At 61.5% G+C, this 17183-nt stretch carries 15 protein-coding genes and 2 tRNA genes; 12 read left to right on the top strand and 5 right to left on the bottom strand.

Annotated features, from left to right (window positions below):
* The first annotated feature begins 66 nt into the window (after window positions 1-66).
* Window positions 67-143 (top strand) — tRNA-Arg (locus AC3IYG_RS14335).
* A 41-nt stretch (window positions 144-184) separates the two neighbouring features.
* On the opposite strand, the gene AC3IYG_RS14330 is transcribed toward AC3IYG_RS14335, so the two are convergent.
* Entirely contained in the window at window positions 185-688 is a 504-nt protein-coding gene (locus AC3IYG_RS14330) for a DUF4124 domain-containing protein (RefSeq protein WP_489309445.1), read from the bottom strand.
* A 321-nt stretch (window positions 689-1009) separates the two neighbouring features.
* Here AC3IYG_RS14330 and mgtE point away from each other — a divergent pair, with 321 nt between their 5' ends.
* Window positions 1010-2452, top strand: a complete 1443-nt coding sequence (gene mgtE / locus AC3IYG_RS14325) for a magnesium transporter (protein WP_489309443.1) — start codon at window positions 1010-1012, stop codon at window positions 2450-2452.
* Window positions 2453-2565: 113 nt separating this feature from the next.
* On the opposite strand, the gene AC3IYG_RS14320 is transcribed toward mgtE, so the two are convergent.
* Window positions 2566-2892 (bottom strand): Arc family DNA-binding protein, encoded by a 327-nt coding sequence (locus tag AC3IYG_RS14320; protein ID WP_489309441.1) that lies wholly within the window; start codon window positions 2890-2892, stop codon window positions 2566-2568.
* Window positions 2893-3523: 631 nt separating this feature from the next.
* On the opposite strand from AC3IYG_RS14320, the gene phnN reads away from it, so the two are divergent.
* Complete coding sequence (gene phnN / locus AC3IYG_RS14315) at window positions 3524-4096, top strand: phosphonate metabolism protein/1,5-bisphosphokinase (PRPP-forming) PhnN (protein ID WP_489309439.1); 573 nt, start codon at window positions 3524-3526, stop codon at window positions 4094-4096.
* A gap of 180 nt (window positions 4097-4276) precedes the next feature.
* On the opposite strand, the gene AC3IYG_RS14310 is transcribed toward phnN, so the two are convergent.
* Entirely contained in the window at window positions 4277-4744 is a 468-nt protein-coding gene (locus tag AC3IYG_RS14310) for an Lrp/AsnC family transcriptional regulator (RefSeq protein ID WP_489309437.1), read from the bottom strand.
* 201 nt (window positions 4745-4945) lie between these two features.
* Here AC3IYG_RS14310 and AC3IYG_RS14305 point away from each other — a divergent pair, with 201 nt between their 5' ends.
* On the top strand, window positions 4946-8413 hold the full coding sequence (locus tag AC3IYG_RS14305; RefSeq protein WP_489309435.1) for an indolepyruvate ferredoxin oxidoreductase family protein: 3468 nt from the start codon (window positions 4946-4948) through the stop codon (window positions 8411-8413).
* Window positions 8414-8527: 114 nt separating this feature from the next.
* Complete coding sequence (locus AC3IYG_RS14300; protein ID WP_489309433.1) at window positions 8528-9583, top strand: Glu/Leu/Phe/Val dehydrogenase dimerization domain-containing protein; 1056 nt, start codon at window positions 8528-8530, stop codon at window positions 9581-9583.
* 3 nt (window positions 9584-9586) lie between these two features.
* Here AC3IYG_RS14300 and AC3IYG_RS14295 read toward each other — a convergent pair whose 3' ends face one another.
* Window positions 9587-10069: a GNAT family N-acetyltransferase gene (locus AC3IYG_RS14295; RefSeq protein WP_489309431.1), complete on the bottom strand. Its 483-nt coding sequence runs from the start codon at window positions 10067-10069 to the stop codon at window positions 9587-9589.
* A gap of 258 nt (window positions 10070-10327) precedes the next feature.
* Between AC3IYG_RS14295 and AC3IYG_RS14290 the strand changes: the two genes are divergently transcribed.
* The 4 genes from AC3IYG_RS14290 (at window position 10328) to arsJ (ending at window position 13521) form a co-directional block, all read left to right on the top strand.
* Window positions 10328-10402, top strand: a tRNA-Arg gene (locus tag AC3IYG_RS14290).
* Between the two features lie 289 nt (window positions 10403-10691).
* On the top strand, window positions 10692-11048 hold the full coding sequence (locus tag AC3IYG_RS14285) for a metalloregulator ArsR/SmtB family transcription factor (protein ID WP_489309429.1): 357 nt from the start codon (window positions 10692-10694) through the stop codon (window positions 11046-11048).
* Window positions 11049-11129: 81 nt separating this feature from the next.
* A complete protein-coding gene (locus AC3IYG_RS14280) occupies window positions 11130-12134 on the top strand; it encodes an ArsJ-associated glyceraldehyde-3-phosphate dehydrogenase (RefSeq protein ID WP_489309427.1) in 1005 nt (334 codons plus the stop codon).
* 145 nt (window positions 12135-12279) lie between these two features.
* Window positions 12280-13521 (top strand): organoarsenical effux MFS transporter ArsJ, encoded by a 1242-nt coding sequence (arsJ, locus tag AC3IYG_RS14275; RefSeq protein WP_489309425.1) that lies wholly within the window; start codon window positions 12280-12282, stop codon window positions 13519-13521.
* Window positions 13522-13524: 3 nt separating this feature from the next.
* On the opposite strand, the gene AC3IYG_RS14270 is transcribed toward arsJ, so the two are convergent.
* Window positions 13525-13956: an anti-virulence regulator CigR family protein gene (locus AC3IYG_RS14270; RefSeq protein WP_489309423.1), complete on the bottom strand. Its 432-nt coding sequence runs from the start codon at window positions 13954-13956 to the stop codon at window positions 13525-13527.
* A gap of 312 nt (window positions 13957-14268) precedes the next feature.
* Between AC3IYG_RS14270 and AC3IYG_RS14265 the strand changes: the two genes are divergently transcribed.
* The 3 genes from AC3IYG_RS14265 (at window position 14269) to AC3IYG_RS14255 (ending at window position 17122) form a co-directional block, all read left to right on the top strand.
* Window positions 14269-14667 (top strand): PA2779 family protein, encoded by a 399-nt coding sequence (locus tag AC3IYG_RS14265; protein WP_489309421.1) that lies wholly within the window; start codon window positions 14269-14271, stop codon window positions 14665-14667.
* A gap of 26 nt (window positions 14668-14693) precedes the next feature.
* Window positions 14694-15620 (top strand): PA2778 family cysteine peptidase, encoded by a 927-nt coding sequence (locus AC3IYG_RS14260; protein WP_489313917.1) that lies wholly within the window; start codon window positions 14694-14696, stop codon window positions 15618-15620.
* Window positions 15621-15880: 260 nt separating this feature from the next.
* Window positions 15881-17122 carry a glutamine synthetase family protein gene (locus tag AC3IYG_RS14255; protein ID WP_489313916.1) on the top strand — a complete coding sequence of 414 codons (1242 nt, stop codon included), beginning with the start codon at window positions 15881-15883 and terminating at the stop codon, window positions 17120-17122.
* The last annotated feature ends 61 nt before the right edge of the window (window positions 17123-17183 follow it).

The following is a 17183-nucleotide window of genomic DNA, read 5'->3' as shown; positions in this document are numbered from 1 at the left end:
ACAGCGATGTAGGTCATTCTGCTTTACCCGAGAGATGCCTAGGCGCTCTTGGGATGTTGTAACAATGCACTCATAGCTCAGCTGGATAGAGTACTCGGCTACGAACCGAGCGGTCGGAGGTTCGAATCCTCCTGAGTGCACCAAATTGAAAGGGCCTGCAGCGATGCAGGCCCTTTTTATTTGTCTAGCGTTTGCCTTTTACGCAGCCATCCTCGTCAAAGCTGACTCGGCGACTGCGGCCTTCGTTGTCGCTGTATTGGTAGCGCAGTTGGCCATTCTGGCTGCTGATTTTGTCCGGCTTGCCCAGGGCGCTCTCTACATCCGCACGGGTCATGCCGGCACGCACTTCCTTCTGGATCATCGCCGTGCGGCGGGCGTTGCCCGTAACGCGGTTGCCACAACCATCCTGTCGTTCACCCACTATCACCAGTTCGCTGTCCTTGGCTTTCTTGCCGGTTTTACCCATGCGCGTGCCCTTGGCGGTTTTTGCCAGGGGCACGGGCGCGTCGCTGCCGGGTGTTGGGTTTTCGGCGCTCTGCAGTTGCTGGGTGTGCTCGGCTGGGCAGCCGTGCAGAGTGAAGGTGATATGGCCGTTGTCGTCTTCGCAGCGGAACACGGTCGAGGCCAGCAGTAGTGGGGAAGGGCAAAGCAAAGTGGCGCAGAGCCCTGCGCTTAGCAGTCTGTGCATGTTGACGTCCTCCTTGACGGTCACCAGGCAAGCTTAGCGCGGGGTTATTTTCTGGCCAGTAGTGCCCTGCTGAATTTGCCTTGTGTCGCAGTAACAGGATTCAAAAAGTGCTGAACTATGTGATGCAAGCGCTTGTTCTTGCCAAGATTTTGTAACGTGCAAAGCTATTGAGCGGTGTTATCATTTCTCCTGTCAGCCCCGCCGGGGCTTATGGACTGCAACCATGGACTTACCCAGTAGTAACTCAGAACCTCGATTGTCCAATCATGAACTGACTGATTGACCCCTTAGCGCACTCTGCTGCTGGGGGTGGAGTGCGCTATGACTGAAGTAGAAGCAAGAAAGCCGCAAGAAAGCCTGCAGGATCGCCTGGCTCAAGTCGTTGAGCTGCTGCATCGCCACAAACTGGTCGAAGACCTGACGCATCGTCAGGAAGGCCAGCATCAGGATCGGGTGGAAAACCTGGTTCACCGGCAGAATCTCGCCGAGCTGCAACGCAAGCTCGATGACCTGCACTCAGCCGACGTTGCCCATATCCTCGAAGCTTTGCCGCTGGTGGACCGACTGACCGTCTGGCAGTTGGTCAAGGCCGAGCGCGATGGCGACATCCTCCTCGAAGTTTCGGATTCGGTACGGGAAACGCTGATCGCCGACATGGACGATCACGAGATTCTGGCGGCCGCTCGCGAGATGGACGCCGACGAGTTGGCGGACCTGGCGCCGGAACTGCCTCGCGACGTCGTCCACGAATTGATGGAGACGCTCGATGCGCAGCAGCGCGAGCGCGTGCGTTCGGCATTGTCCTATGAGGAGGACCAGGTCGGTGCCCTGATGGACTTCGAGATGGTCACCATCCGCGAAGATGTCAGCCTGGAAGTGGTGCTGCGCTACCTGCGGCGCCTGAAAGAGTTGCCCGGGCATACCGACAAGCTGTTCGTGGTCGATTACGACGGGGTGCTCAAGGGGGTGTTGCCGATCAAGCGCCTGCTGGTCAACGATCCGGATAAGCAGGTGGCTGAGGTTATGGCTGACGATCCGGTGAGTTTCCACCCGGATGAAGATGGCTACGATGCCGCCCAGGCTTTCGAGCGCTATGACTTGATTTCCGCACCGGTGGTGGACAAGAACGGCAAGCTGATCGGCCGTCTCACCATCGACGAAATGGTCGACCTGATCCGTGAGGAAAGTGAAGCCGAAGTACTGAACATGGCCGGTCTGCGCGAAGAAGAAGACATCTTCGCTTCGGTATGGAAGTCGTTGCGCAACCGCTGGGCCTGGCTGGCGATCAACCTGATCACCGCCTTTATCGCTTCGCGGGTGATTGGCTTGTTCGAGGGCTCGATCGAGAAACTGGTGGCATTGGCTGCACTGATGCCCATCGTTGCCGGTATCGGCGGCAACTCCGGCAACCAGACGATCACCATGATCGTGCGAGCAATGGCGCTGGATCAGGTAAGTACCGGTAATACCTCGCGTCTGATGCGCAAGGAGTTGGCGGTGTCGTTGTTCAATGGCGTGGTCTGGGGTGGGGTCATCGGTGTTGTTGCCTACATGCTCTACGGCAGTTGGTCGTTGGGGGTGGTTATGACTGGCGCGATGATCCTGAACCTACTGTTGGCGGCATTGATGGGCGTTTTGATCCCGATGACGCTGGTGCGCATGGGGCGCGATCCGGCGTTGGGTTCCAGTGTGATGATTACCGCAGTGACCGACAGCGGTGGTTTCTTCATCTTTCTCGGGTTGGCGACACTTTTCCTGCTTTGAATGAAATGGGTAGCCGATAAAAAACCGCCTCTGGGCGGTTTTTTATCGGCTATGTCTAACTTGCTCGCAAAAAAGCCAGCACTTGGCTGGCCTTTTTGTACCTTGGCGCTTGATTAAGCTTCTTCTGCGCTCAATTCCGCGTCATGGGCGATCAGGGCAACCAGGGCATTCTGCTGGCGCCGCGACAGTTGGCGGAAGCGTTGCAGCAGTTCGCGTTCATGCAGGGACAGTTCGGGCCTGTCCAGGCGCATGCTGAGGTCTTCATCCAGCGAGCCTTCCTGAAGCATGCTCTGCTCAAGGCGCGCAATGATCTCGGAGTTCATGCTGCGGTGGTGGTTGCGTGCGACATCGGCGATGCGTTCACGCATGCCGTCGGGCAAGCGAACGACGAACTTGTCAGCCGTACGGCTGGAGTAAATAGCCTGTTTCATAGGACGCATACATTTAAACCGGTTAGTTCAGGGGAGCGATGCTGGCACTTAGCTGCATGATTGTCACCGGTTTGACCATCATTAGCACTAGCCGTTCAACCAAGATCACTGTTTATGCTTCTACGACCGCACGATCATGTGTAGCAATTATTTGACGCCAATTCTGTGTCGTATTTTCGCCCTGATACCGGCTTTTTGCCAGTACCTGTTGTCAGAAATGCGCGCTACTGTGCAAAGCCAGTTTTCCAGTGTGCCTGCTGCATGAAAATTCAAGCGGCCGGTCAGCTTGGCGTCACGCCCAATCAATACCGCTGACACCGGCTTTGCTTGCCATGATGAGCGACAGCACCCTCTGCAAGGGTAGCCCATGAACGCAATGCCCTGCGTCGAGAGCCTGAACAATAGGTCCGGTTGCAGGATTTGCCGTTGTGCGGGCCGTCGGGTGTGCTGGGTTTCGCTCCCCGGCGGGGCCTAGGGGTATGATTTACTGAGGCTATTGGCGTCGACAGTTGGGGGTGGCCCGCTGGACCATGGCGAGACTCGCATCGGCCTGCGGGTGGGACTGCTGCAGGCTGGGAGAGGCTGGCGGGGCGGTGCTGATCCAGCAGGTTAGGCCTCAAGGCAAAAGGGTGTTCTGAGCATGGGCAAGCTGATTTATTTGATCGGCCCTTCGGGGGCAGGCAAGGACAGCCTGCTGCAGGCTGCCCGCGCGACGCTTGAGGCGCGCGGCTGTCGGATCGTGCGGCGGGTGATCACCCGCTCGGCCGAAGCGGTTGGCGAAGAGGCCGAGGCCGTGACGCCCGAGCAGTTCGATCGATTGGAGGCTGAGGGCGCGTTTGCCATGAGCTGGCGCGCCAATGGCCTGGCGTATGGCATCCCCAGGCAGATCGACGATTGGCTGGCGGCCGGGCATGACGTGCTGGTCAACGGCTCGCGGGCTTATCTGCCGCAGGCGCGCCAGCTCTACCCGGATTTACTCGCGATCCTGCTCCGCGTGGATAGCGCGGTGTTGCGTCAGCGCTTGCTGGCGCGGGGGCGCGAGGCCGTCGAAGAGATCGAGGCCCGGTTGGCTCGTAACGCGCAATTCGAAGCCGGTGCGAACTCGCAAGACGAGGGCTGTGGTCAGCTGCATGTCCTCGACAACTCCGAGCACTTTGAGCAAACCGTGGCAAGCCTGCTCGATCTGATCGGCGCGAGCCGCGTATGCGCCTGACCCTGCTCGGCACTGGCGATGCGTGCCTGGAATGCGCTTAGGGTTGTCACTGTCTAGTGTGCGACCGGGCCATGGTTTCTCTGCAGCACCGTCGCAGGCCTTGGTGGCGCTGGAGTCGTTCTGGCTGAATCTAGGTTGCTGAGTGCCGCGCAGCGCCGATCTTTTGCGCTTTGCGGCGGCTTAATCCAGCGGCAGCTCAGTGGTGCGCTTGACCTCGCTCATGGCGATGTTCGAGTGCGCTTCCTGCACGTGCGGGCGTTGCAGCAACTGGTCGCGCAGAAAGCGTTCATAGCCCGCGATGTCCTTGGCCACCACTTTGAGCAGGTAGTCCGAGCCGCCGGCCATGGTGTAACACTCCAGCACCTCGGGGTAGCCGACGATGGCCTGCTCGAATTCCTCCAGGTTGCTGCGACCATGGGCAGACAGCTTGATGTTGACGAACACCGTGATGCTGAAGCCGAGCAGTTTGGGATTGAGCAGCGCGACCTTGCGTTCGATCAGGCCATCTTGCTGCATGCGATGAATCCGCCGCCAGCAGGGTGATTGGGACAGTTCTACCCGTTCCGCGACCTCGGCCGCCGAGAGGTCGGCGTTGTGTTGCAGCAGGCGGAGAATCTTGCGGTCGATGGGGCTTAATGGGTTTTGCATGAATGATTCCCATATTTTGTTTTTATTGGAAGGTTCATGTGCAGTATTGGTGTTTGAGGCCCAAATTAGAAATAAAAAATCCATCCCGAACCGTCATATTCTTAGCCAGCCGTCCCGCGCAGCGATCCTGTGCGGGGCCAAATAACGATGGCATTAACCGTTGCCATCCGAGGTCGCCAAAACAATAAAAGGAGCGCCCACATGTCACTGGCCGAGATCCGCCTGGATGACAAGTACCGACTCGCAACCGGTCATCTTTACCTCACCGGCACCCAGGCACTGACTCGCCTGCCGATGCTGCAAAAGCAGCGTGACACGGCCCACGGGCTGAACACCGCCTGCTTCATTTCCGGTTATCGCGGCTCGCCCCTGGGCAACCTCGACAAGAGCCTCTGGGAGGCCAAGCCCTTCCTTCAGGAAAACGCCATCCACTTCCAGCCCGGGGTCAACGAAGAGCTCGCCGCCACCGCCGTGTGGGGCAGCCAGCAGACCAGCCTGTTCCCTGGGGCGCGCTATGACGGCGTGTTCTCCATGTGGTACGGCAAGGGCCCTGGCGTGGACCGCTGCGGCGACGTGTTCAAGCATGGCAACTCCGCCGGTGTGTCGGCCCATGGCGGCGTCTTGCTATTGGCCGGTGACGACCACGGCTGCAAATCCTCGAGCATCGCCAACCAGAGCGAGCACGCCTTCATTGCTGCGTCGATTCCGGTGCTGAACCCGTCCAACGTCCAGGAAATCCTCGACTACGGCATCATCGGCTGGGAGTTGTCGCGTTACAGCGGTTGCTGGGTGGCGCTGAAGACGATCGCCGAGAATGTCGATTCCTCCGCTGTGGTCGATGTCGATCCGCTGCGCGTCGAGGTGAAGATTCCCGAAGACTTCGAGCTGCCGGAAGACGGTGTGCACATCCGTTGGCCGGATCCGCCGCTGGCCCAGGAAAAGCGCCTCAACATCTACAAGATCTATGCCGCCCGCGCCTTCGCCCGCGCCAACAACCTGAACCAGGTGATGCTCGACTCGCCCAGTCCGCGCCTGGGTATCATCACCACTGGCAAGTCTTACCTCGACGTGCGCCAGGCACTGGTCGATCTCGGCCTGGACGATGCACTGTGCGCCCAGGTCGGCCTGCGTGTACTCAAGGTCGGCATGAGCTGGCCGCTGGAGCCGGTCTCGGTGCATGAGTTCGCCGAGGGCCTGGATGAAATCCTCGTCGTCGAAGAAAAACGCAGCATCATTGAAGACCAGCTAACCGGTCAGCTGTACAACTGGCCGGTGGGCAAGCGTCCACGGGTGGTCGGTGAGTTCGACGAAACCGGCGTTTCGCTGCTGCCGAACCTCAGTGAGCTGACTCCGGCGATGATTGCCCGCGCCATCGCCAAGCGTCTGGCGCCGATCTACAGCAGCGAGCAGATCGAGTCGCGTCTGGCCTTTCTTGCCGCCAAGGAAAAAGCCTTGGCCGCGCCCAAGCACACCACCGTGCGCACGCCGCATTTCTGTTCCGGTTGCCCGCACAACACTTCGACCAAACTGCCGGAAGGCAGCCGTGCCCAGGGTGGCATCGGTTGCCACTACATGACCCAGTGGATGGACCGTAACACCGACACGTTCACCCAGATGGGCGGCGAGGGCGCGACCTGGATCGGCCAGGCACCGTTCACCGACACCCCGCATATCTTCCAGAACCTCGGTGACGGCACTTACTTCCATTCCGGCCAGTTGGCCCTGCGTGCGGCGGTCGCTTCCGGGGTGAATATCACCTACAAGATCCTCTACAACGATGCGGTGGCCATGACCGGCGGCCAGCCGATCGACGGCGAACTGCGCGTCGATCAGCTCAGCCAGCAGGTGTTCGCCGAGGGTGTGAAGCGGATTGCGGTGGTCACCGATGAGCCGGAGAAGTACCCGACCCGCGATACCTTTGCGCCGATCGTCAGTTTTCACCATCGCCGTGAGTTGGATGCCGTGCAGCGTGAGCTGCGCGAGTTCAAGGGCGCCTCGGTGATCATCTACGACCAGACCTGCGCCACCGAGAAGCGCCGTCGGCGCAAGCGCGGCAAGCTGGTCGATCCGGCCAAGCGTGCCTTCATCAATCCGGCGGTGTGCGAGGGCTGCGGCGATTGCAGCGTGAAGTCCAACTGCCTGTCGGTGCTGCCGTTGGAGACCGAGCTCGGGCGCAAGCGCGAGATCGATCAGAACTCCTGCAACAAGGATTTCAGCTGCGTCGATGGCTTCTGCCCGAGCTTCGTCACCGTGCATGGCGGCAGCCTGCGCAAGCCGGAAGCGGTAGGGGTTGGTGCAGTATTCGCGGCACTGCCGGAGCCGACCCAGCCCACCCTTGAGCGGCCGTGGAATATTCTCCTGCCGGGTGTCGGCGGCAGCGGCGTGACCACTGTCGGCGCGCTGCTGGGCATGGCCGCGCACATCGAAGGCAAAGGCTGCAGCGTGCTCGACCAAGCCGGTCTGGCGCAGAAGTTCGGTCCGGTGATTACCCACATCCGTATTGCCGCCAAGCAGGACGACATCTTCGCCGTGCGCATCGCCGCCGGCGAGACCGACCTGCTGCTCGGCTGCGACCTGGTGGTAGCCGCCAGTGAAGAAGCGCTGGCCAAGCTCAACGAGCGCATCGCCACCGCCGTGGTGAACAGCCATGAGGCGGCTACCGCCGAGTTCACCCGCAACCCAGATGCCCAAGTGCCGGGGCAGGCCATGCAGGAGGCGCTGATCGAGGCGGTGGGCCGTGACAAGACCCACTTCATCGATGCCACGCGCCTGGCCACGCGCCTGCTCGGCGACAGCATCGCCACCAACCTGTTCATGCTTGGCTACGCCTATCAGCGTGGACTGGTGCCGGTATCCGCCGCCGCCATCGAACAGGCCATCACGCTCAACGGCGTGGCGGTGAAACTCAACTGCGAGGCCTTCCTCTGGGGGCGCCGCGCCGCCCATGACCTGTCCGGGGTGGAAAAACTGGCCGCCCCGGCGGAGCCGCTTGCGCCGAGTTGCGAGAGCCTGGAGGAAGTCATCCAGTTCCGCATCGACTACCTCACCGCCTACCAGGACGCCGCCTACGCCAAGCGCTACAGCGAGCTGGTCGAGCGCGTGCGGCGGGTCGACAGCGATGCCGATCGGCAACTGACCGAGGCCGTGGCGCGTTACTACTTCAAAGTGCTGGCCTACAAGGACGAGTACGAAGTGGCGCGGCTCTACAGCAACGGTGATTTCCGCAAGCAACTGCAAGCGCAGTTCAGCGGTGACTACCACCTGGAGTTCCACCTGGCGCCGTCCTGGCTGGCCAAGCGCGATCCGCTTACCGGCGAGCCGCGCAAGCGCCAGTTCGGCCCTTGGATGCTGAGCGCCTTCGGCCTGTTGGCGAAGTTCAAGTTCCTGCGTGGCGGCGTCTTTGACGTGTTCGCCTACAGTGAAGAGCGTCGTCAGGAGCGCGAGCTGATCGGCCGCTACGAGGACAGCATCGAAGCGCTGCTTGCCCATCTGCGTGCCGACAACTACCAGACAGCGGTAGCTATCGCCGAGCTGCCCGAGCAGATCCGCGGCTACGGCCACGTCAAGGAGCGCGCCATGGCCAAGGCTCGCGAGCATGAAGCGCAGCTGCGTACCCGGCTGCTGGCCGGTGAGCTCAAGGTCGTGCAGCTCTACGAGTCAGCCGCCTGACGTTCAAGCAACCCCATTACCTGCAAGCCTCTCTCCCGTTTACGGGGGAGAGCTGGGGAGAGGGCATCCGCCGTTCCCCACTTCAACCCTGACAAGAAACCCCGAGGTACCCGCATGTCCGTTTTCTCCCACGTTGAATTCGCTGGTCACGAGCAGGTCGTCTACGGCCACGACAAGGCTTCCGGCCTGAAAGCCATCATTGCCATTCATAACACCAATCTTGGCCCGGCCCTCGGCGGTTGCCGCATGTGGCCCTACACCAATGACGAACAGGCCCTGCGCGACGTGCTGCGCCTGTCCCGTGGCATGACCTACAAGTCGGCCCTGGCCAACCTGCCATTGGGCGGCGGCAAAGCAGTGATCATCGGCGACCCGCATACCGGCAAGAGCGAGGCGCTGTTCCAGGCCATGGGCGATTTCGTCGACAGCCTGGGCGGACGCTACATCACCGCCGCCGACTCCGGCACGGGCGTGGCGGAAATGCAGATCATGGCCGAGCGCTCCCGCCATGTGGCCGGCGCTGGGCAACGCGAAGCTTTCGATGGCGGTATCCGTAATGGCGATCCGTCGCCGTCTACCGCCTACGGTGTGTTCATCGGCATTCAGGTGGCGGTGAAGCATCGCCTGCACCGCGATGACCTGCGTGGCCTCAAAGTGGCGATCCAGGGCGTCGGTCAGGTCGGCTTCAGCCTTGCCCGGCACCTGAAAGAGGCCGGTGCCGAGCTGTGGGTGACCGATATCGTCGATGCCAACGTGCGCCGCGCGGTTGAGCAACTGGGCGCCAAAGCGGTGAGCCAGAACGAAATCTACGGGCTGGATGTGGACGTCTTCGCGCCTTGCGCCATGGGCGGCATCATCAATCTGCACACCCTCGAAGCGCTGCGTGCGCCGATCATCGCCGGGGCGGCGAACAATCAACTGGCCGACGCACAACTGGCCGAGGAGCTGAAACGCAACGGCTGCCTGTATGCGCCGGACTACGCGATCAACGCCGGCGGCATCATCGATGTGTATTTCGAGCGCAGTGGCGGCAGCGCCGCCGAGCTGAAGGCGCATATCGAAGGCATCGGCAATACCCTGCAGCAGATCTTCGTTCGCGCCGATCAGGAAGGCCGCACCACCACGGCCGTGGCCGATCGCCTGGCCGAGGAGCGCTTCGGTTTGAAGTAAGGGTCAATCCAGGGATAGTGCCAAGCTGATGCCGTGCGGCTGAAAGCCCAGCGTCGCGTAAAAACGATGCGCGGCCTCGCGGTTCTGGCTGGTGGATAGCACCAGCTTGTAACAACCCCAGGCGCGGGCGCGCTCGGTGGCTTTTGCGATCAGCGCCTGACCGATGCCGAGGCCGCGCAGCTGGCTGTCCACCACCACGTCTTCGAGCACCGCCGAGCGCGCGAAGTTGTGCGCCAGGTGCTCGATCAGGTTGAGCGTGCAGGTGCCAAGCAGCAACCCGTCGCGTTCGGCCACCAGCACTTCGCGGCTGGCCGGCAGCTCGGCCAGGCGCAAGGCCAGCAGGGTCGGGTCCGGGCGTGGGTCATCGCTGCCCAGTTGTTGCAACAGGTTGGCGAGCTTGGCGGCGTCCGCGCTGCAGGCGGCACGCAGGCTGAAGGTGGCGAACGGCGAGTCGGGTAACTGAGCGGCTTTGGGGGCGTTTGACATGGCGGCGCTCCTGCGAGGTTCAGTTGAGTATGGGTAACGCGGATTGCTACGGCATGACAAAAATCTCGCCGGCCGTTAACATGCCGCCCGGTTGTCCTGTCGCGCACTGCTTAGCACGATAGTCGGCAGATTTCCGTTGCTCAACTGGATGGAGCAACTCTGTGATGGGAAGGGTGGATGGTTCTACTGGACATCCCTCTACCGCACATTGGAAACGGGTAGAATCCGCCTCGGTTTCACCGCTTGTCTCCACCGCTTGTCTCCTTAGTTCAATGGATAGAATAAGCCCCTCCTAAGGGCTAGATGCTGGTTCGACTCCAGCAGGGGACACCATCATTTCTGGCTTCTTCGTCATGCTGAAGTCGCCACTGGACCTTATCGGCCCGTTCGTGTGTGCCTTGGTTCGAACTGACAGACAACTCGTCAGGCGGTCCCTCTCCCAATCGTTCTTCCACCGGGCTTCTCATGCCCGAATGACGCCTACCGCATGGCCCTGTCATTAATCAGTTGCTTGTCCGGCCGCGGATGCCCGAGCGGGTGCGGTTCGATCATATGTAGGGATTTACTACATATGCGTTAATCCGTATATTCGATTTCTCATATGTAAGCGAAGGCATTTGCCATGGCCGATCACTTGACACCCACGACCGTATTCAAATGCCTGGCTGATGAAACCCGCGTGCGTTTGATGCTGCTGGTCGCCCGCGAGCAAGAATTGTGCGTTTGCGAGCTGACCTGCGCCCTGGATGAGAGCCAGCCCAAGGTTTCCCGCCACCTGGCGCAACTGCGCAATTGCGGGTTGCTGGCGGACCGTAGGCAAGGGCAGTGGGTGTACTACCGCCTGCACCCCGACTTGCCGGACTGGGTGCGCGTCATCCTGGCGACCGTGCTCGATGCCAACAAGCACTGGCTCAGCCCAAGCTCGAAACGCCTCGACACCATGGGTGATCGGCCGGAACGGCTTGCCACCTGCTGCTGAGCCGTTCGCGCATGTTTCGCATCCGGCCCAGGCCGGGTCGGCCAACCTCTCAACTAAAAGCAGACTCAAGAGAACGAGTACATGTCCATCAAAGTAGGCATCAACGGTTTCGGCCGCATCGGTCGCCTGGCCCTGCGCGCCGCCTGGGGCTGGCCGGAATTCGAGTTCGTGCAGATCAACGATCCGGCCGGCGATGCGGCAACCCACGCGCATCTGCTGAACTTCGATTCGGTGCATGGCCGCTGGCAGCATGAGGCTAGCGCCGAAGGCGACTGCGTGGTGATCGGCGGCAAGCGGGTCAGGGTCACGGCGAACAAGGTGATTGCCGATACCGATTGGTCGGGTTGCGATCTGGTGATCGAGGCCAGCGGCAAGATGAAAACCGTCGCCGTGCTGCAGGGCTATCTGGATCAGGGGGTGAAGCGCGTGGTGGTCAGCGCCCCGGTGAAGGAGGAGGGCGCGCTGAACGTGGTCATGGGGGTCAACCAGCAGTTGTTCGATCCGGCTCGGCACCGGATCGTCACGGCGGCATCCTGCACCACCAATTGCCTGGCGCCGGTGGTCAAGGTGATCCACGAAAACCTCGGCATCCGTCATGGCTCGATCACCACCATCCACGACCTGACCAACACCCAGAGCATCCTCGACCAGCCGCACAAGGACCTGCGCCGTGCCCGCGCCTCGGGCATGAGCCTGATCCCGACCAGCACCGGCTCGGCCACCGCCATTGCGGAAATATTCCCCGAGTTGCGCGGGCGCTTGAACGGCCACGCCGTGCGTGTGCCGCTGGCCAACGCCTCACTGACCGACTGCGTGTTCGAGGTGGAGCGTGCAACCACGCTGGAAGAGGTCAACCAACTGCTCAAGGCCGCCGCCGAAGGCGAGCTGGCGGGCATTCTCGGTTATGAGGAGCGACCGCTGGTGTCCATCGATTACCGCACAGATCCACGTTCTTCGATCATCGATGCGCTATCGACCCTGGTCATCAACGGCACCCAGGTGAAGCTCTATGCCTGGTACGACAACGAGTGGGGCTACGCCAACCGCACTGTCGAATTGGCCCGATTGGTCGGCCTGGCTGGTTGAGATCCCGGCTGTAGGCGCGGGCCATGCCCGCGACCAACCCCCGCACGGCGGCCGAGCGGGTGCCTTCGCGGCCCTGGGCCGCTCCTACGGATGTAGTAACGGGCTCTGCACGCGTATAGCACCCCGATGAAGACAGGAAGCGCTGATGCAAGCCCTGACCCGCCTGGCCCCGCCAGTCCGCCAATATCTACTGGTGACCGGCAACTATTGGGCATTCACCCTCACCGACGGCGCGCTGCGCATGTTGGTGGTGTTGCACTTTCATGCATTGGGCTACAGCCCGTTGCAGATTGCGGCGCTGTTTCTGTTCTACGAAGTTTTCGGCGTCATCACCAACCTGATTGGCGGCTACCTCGGCGCCCGACTGGGCTTGAACCGCACCATGAATATCGGCCTGGGCCTGCAGGTCCTGGCCCTGCTGATGCTCACGCTGCCGGCGGCCTGGCTGAGCATTGCGTGGGTGATGGGCGCCCAGGCGCTGTCGGGCATCGCCAAGGACCTGAACAAAATGAGTGCCAAGAGCTCGATCAAGCTCCTGGTGCCGGATAACCAGCAGAGCACGTTGTATCGCTGGGTGGCGATCCTCACCGGCTCGAAGAATGCCCTCAAGGGTGTTGGCTTCTTCCTCGGCGGTGCCTTGCTCGCACTGCTGGGTTTCAGCGGCGCGGTGCTGGCCATGGCGGCGGTCTTGGCGCTGGTCTGGCTGAGCAGCCTGTTGCTGCTGAAAAAGGACCTCGGCAAGGCCAAAGCCAAGCCAAAATTCCGCGACATCCTGTCCAAGAGCCGGGCGATCAATATCCTTTCGGCGGCCCGGATGTTTCTCTTCGGCGCCCGTGATGTCTGGTTCGTGGTGGCGCTACCGGTGTACCTCTCCAGCGTGTTCGGTTGGGACTTCTGGCGAGTGGGCGGCTTCCTGGCCGTCTGGGTCATCGGTTACGGTATCGTCCAGTCCCTCGCGCCGGCCATCACCGGCAAGCGGCGCGGGCGGGTGCCCGACGGTCGCGCGGCATTCGTCTGGGCGCTGCTGCTGGCGGGTCTGCCGGCCGCTATTGCGCTGGGTTTGCATGCAGGGCTGAACGCGCACTGGGTGCTGTTGGGTGGTTTGCTGCTGTTCGGTGCGTTGTTTGCGATCAACTCGTCGCTGCACAGTTACCTGATCGTTTCCTACGCCAAGGAAGACGGTGTATCGCTGGATGTGGGCTTCTACTACATGTCCAATGCCATGGGTCGGCTGATCGGCACCCTGCTGTCCGGCTGGATTTACCAGGCGTATGGGTTGCTCGCTTGTCTGTGGATATCGACAGCCTTCGTATCGCTGGCCGCATTGATTTCCATCGCCTTGCCCAGGCATGCGGCGACTCTGGGCGAGCCGCCTGCCAGTCCTTGAGACTCAGTCCAGAATGTCGTGCAACACTTCATAGATAAGGCCCGTGGCAATCGCCACAAGGACGACATCGCGACCGACTTGCTGCCACTCATAGCCATCGTAGTGCGGCAGCTTGCCCTGTAGGCGGCTGTCGAATCGTTTGGCAATGCCGGGCGGCAGTGGCTTGCCGCGAGCCAGGTTTTTTTGGATTCCTGGCGGCAACCCTTGTACGGGGCCGATCAGGTTGCGGTTATCCCCGAGGATGATGCGTACCCGGCCGATGTCTATCTGCGGGCCGTTGAGGTTGATGGTCACGTCGTTGTCGTCGTAGCTGCCACCGCCGCCATGGTTGTCTGGCTTGCCGTGACCGTTTTTCGGGGCGGCCAGCAGTGCTGGAGCGCTCAGTGCCAGAGCCAGGCTGGTGAAGATCAACAGAGCTGAACGTGGTAGGGGCATGTCATGAGACTCCTCGGTGTTGGTAATTGGGGCAAGCCCGGACAGCGGGGCTGGTGCAAACGCCTATGCCCGTTTATACGGGATTTGACGCAGGCTTGGTATGCTCGTTCAGCGCAGATCCGTTCCTGTTCGCTGCAACTCCAGCATGCGTGGGCGATGCTTGCAGATTGCTTGCTAGATCTGATCTTGGCGGAGCACCCGGGTTCAGCCCTGGCGCTTCGGCTTCAGCCGTCGGCGATTGTCTATGCTCTGAAGAAGCCCGGTGTTCGAGGTCCGAGCCTCAAACTCGTGGGCAGCCGAGGAGACACGACTATGTTCAAGCATTCGTTTCTGCGTAGATTGGCTGCCAGTCTGGCAGTTATTCATCTGCTGTTGATCGCTCAGGTGCCTGTGGCGCAGGCAACCATGCTGGGTACTGCCGAGATTCTGGCCGAGCAGCAACAGCAAGTCGATCGGGAGCAGCTACTGGCGATGCTCGACGATCAGGGGGTGGAAAAGAAGCTGGTTGCGTTGGGGGTCGAGCGGGCTCAGGTCGCGGATCGGATCAACAGCCTGACCAATGCCGAACTGATCCAGTTCAACCAGCAGTTGGATGAAGCGCCGGCCGGCGGGATCATCGGTATCATCGTGCTGTTCCTGGTGATTTTCATCATCACGGACCTGCTCTGCGCTACCGACCTGTTCACCTTCGTCAAGTGCATCAATCGTTGAAGGCTTGGCGCCTTCTTCCATTGGCCCTGTTTGCGTTACTGGCGGCATGTGCGCGCTCACCGCTGCTGCCGCCTGAGAGTGGGTTGCTGCCGGAGCGGGTGGAGCTCACGCAGGTGCCGTTTTTCCCGCAGCGTGACTACCAGTGCGGGCCTGCTGCATTGGCAACGATGCTCACTCAGCGGGGTGTCGTCACCGATACTGATTTGCTCAAGGAGCGAGTCTTCATCCCCGGCCGTGAAGGCAGCCTGCAGGTCGAGCTGGTGGCTGCTGCGCGTGCGCATGAGCTGCTGGTCTATCCACTGCAACCGCAGCTGCAGGATTTGCTGCGGGAGGTGGCTGCGGGCAATCCAGTGCTGGTGCTGCAGAACTTGGCCTTTGACTGGTACCCGCGTTGGCATTTTGCCGTGTTGGTCGGCTACGACCGCCGCGATAGCAGCTTGATCCTGCGCTCGGGCACCACCCGGCGTTGGCTGACTGACTTCGCCAGTTTCGACGCCACCTGGGCGCGCAGCGGACGCTGGGCCGTGGTGACCCTGCCGAGTGATCGGTTGCCGGCAGGTGCACAGTTTCTGCCCTGGCTGCAGGCAGCCAGCGACCTGGAAGAAACCGGGCATGGCCTGGCCGCTCGGCAGGCCTATCTGGTTGCCACCGCGCAGTGGCCGGAAGAGTCGCTGGGTTGGTTCGCCTTGGCCAACAGTCGATATGCGGGGGGCGATAAGCCGGGGGCCGAAAAGGCTCTGCGTGAAAGTATCGCGCGTACGCCGAACTTCGCCGCCGGTTGGTTCAATCTGGCGCAGGTGCTGGCCGAGCGGGGCTGTGCGGTGGCGGCGCTACAGGTTGGGACCTGTGCTCAGCGCCTGGCTCCGGCCGACAAGCGCTTTACGCCGGTGACGGCCAAGGCGAACCAGGCGTCCGAGCGGTGTTCGCCGCCACCGGTGTGCCCGCAGCCTTGATGGGCTCGCCGCCGCAGTTCTGGCACGTACTGGCTGCCACCAAGGCGGCTCCGCGATTATCTTTGTCTGCCTTGCTTGAAATTTTGAACGGGTGATGCGTATTTTGTACATGTACACCGCTAGAGTGCGGCATGGGCACTAATCAAGGATAAGAAGTGATGACGACTGACGGCCGCAGTTCACTTGCTGAGCGATTGTCTGGTGTGGACGAAATTGAGTGTGTAACCCCTGACTTGAACGGGGTACCGCGTGGCAAGGTGATGACCGCCGCAGGCTTTCTGGAAGGACGGCGTTTGCAGTTGGCGCGTGGCGTGCTGCTGCAATGCATCATGGGCGGCTATCCGCCCGCGGCCTACTACGGCAGCGACGACGGCGACCTGGCGTTGAACGCTGACCCGACCCAGATTCATCGGCTGCCCTGGAGCGACACACCGCGCGCCCTGGCCATCTGCGATGCGGATGAGCTGAGTGGCGGCAGTTCCGGCCTGTCCACTCGCGGCCTGCTCAAGCGCGTGATCGCCCGTTACGCCGAACGTGGCCTGGCGCCGGTGGTGGCGACCGAGTTGGAGTTCTTTGTCTTCGCCCCGAATGCCGATGCGCAGCAGCCATTCCAGCCGCCGGTTGGCTTGGATGGGCGACGTGAGGACGGTTGCTCGGCGTTTGGCGTGTCTTCAAATAATGGCCTGCGACCGTTCTTCAATGAGGTTTATCGGTGCATGACGGCGCTCGGCCTGCCGCGCGACACCTTCATGCATGAGATGGGCGTCAGTCAGTTCGAGATCAATCTGCTGCACGGCGATCCGCTGCTGCTGGCGGATCAGACCTTTCTGTTCAAGCACCTGCTCAAGGAAGTCGCGCTCAAGCACGGCCTGACCGTGGTCTGCATGGCCAAGCCGTTGGCGCATACCCCGGGCAGCTCCATGCATATTCACCAAAGCGTGGTGGAGCAGGGCAACGGGCGGAATATCTTCAGCGATGAGTTTGGCGCGCCCACCGCGGCGTTCTACCATTTCATTGGCGGTCAGCAGGCGGCTTTGGCTGAGTTCACCCTGTTGTTCGCGCCGAACGTCAATTCCTATCAGCGCTTGTGCCATCCCTATGCTTCACCGAACAATGCCTGCTGGTCGCACGATAACCGCGCGGCGGGTTTGCGTATCCCGGCCAGTGCGCCGGTTGCGCGGCGGGTGGAGAATCGCCTGCCGGGCGCCGATGCCAACCCCTATCTGGCGCTTGCCGCGAGCTTGGCGGCGGGTCTGTACGGGCTTGAGCATGGGTTGCAGCCGAGCGAGCCGATCCAGGGTGAGTTCGCGGTACCTGAAACGTTGAGCCTGCCGTGTACCATGCATGCGGCGATCGAGCGCTTGAAGCGCAGCGAGTTGGCGCGGGAACTGTTCGGCAACGAGTTCATCGAAGGCTACATTGCTACCAAGACGATGGAACTGACCAGTTTCTTCGACGAGATCACGCCTTGGGAACGCCGCGTTCTGGCCGCCCAGGCTTAAGCTACTGCCTCTCCGGGCGCGTTGTTTTCAGCCGTCCGGTATTTACTCAAGGAGCCGCTCG

This window comes from Pseudomonas sp. KH_027 (assembly GCF_057838565.1).
The sequence above is the reverse complement of the archived record's forward strand: the minus strand, read 5'-3'. Positions and strand labels throughout refer to the sequence as shown.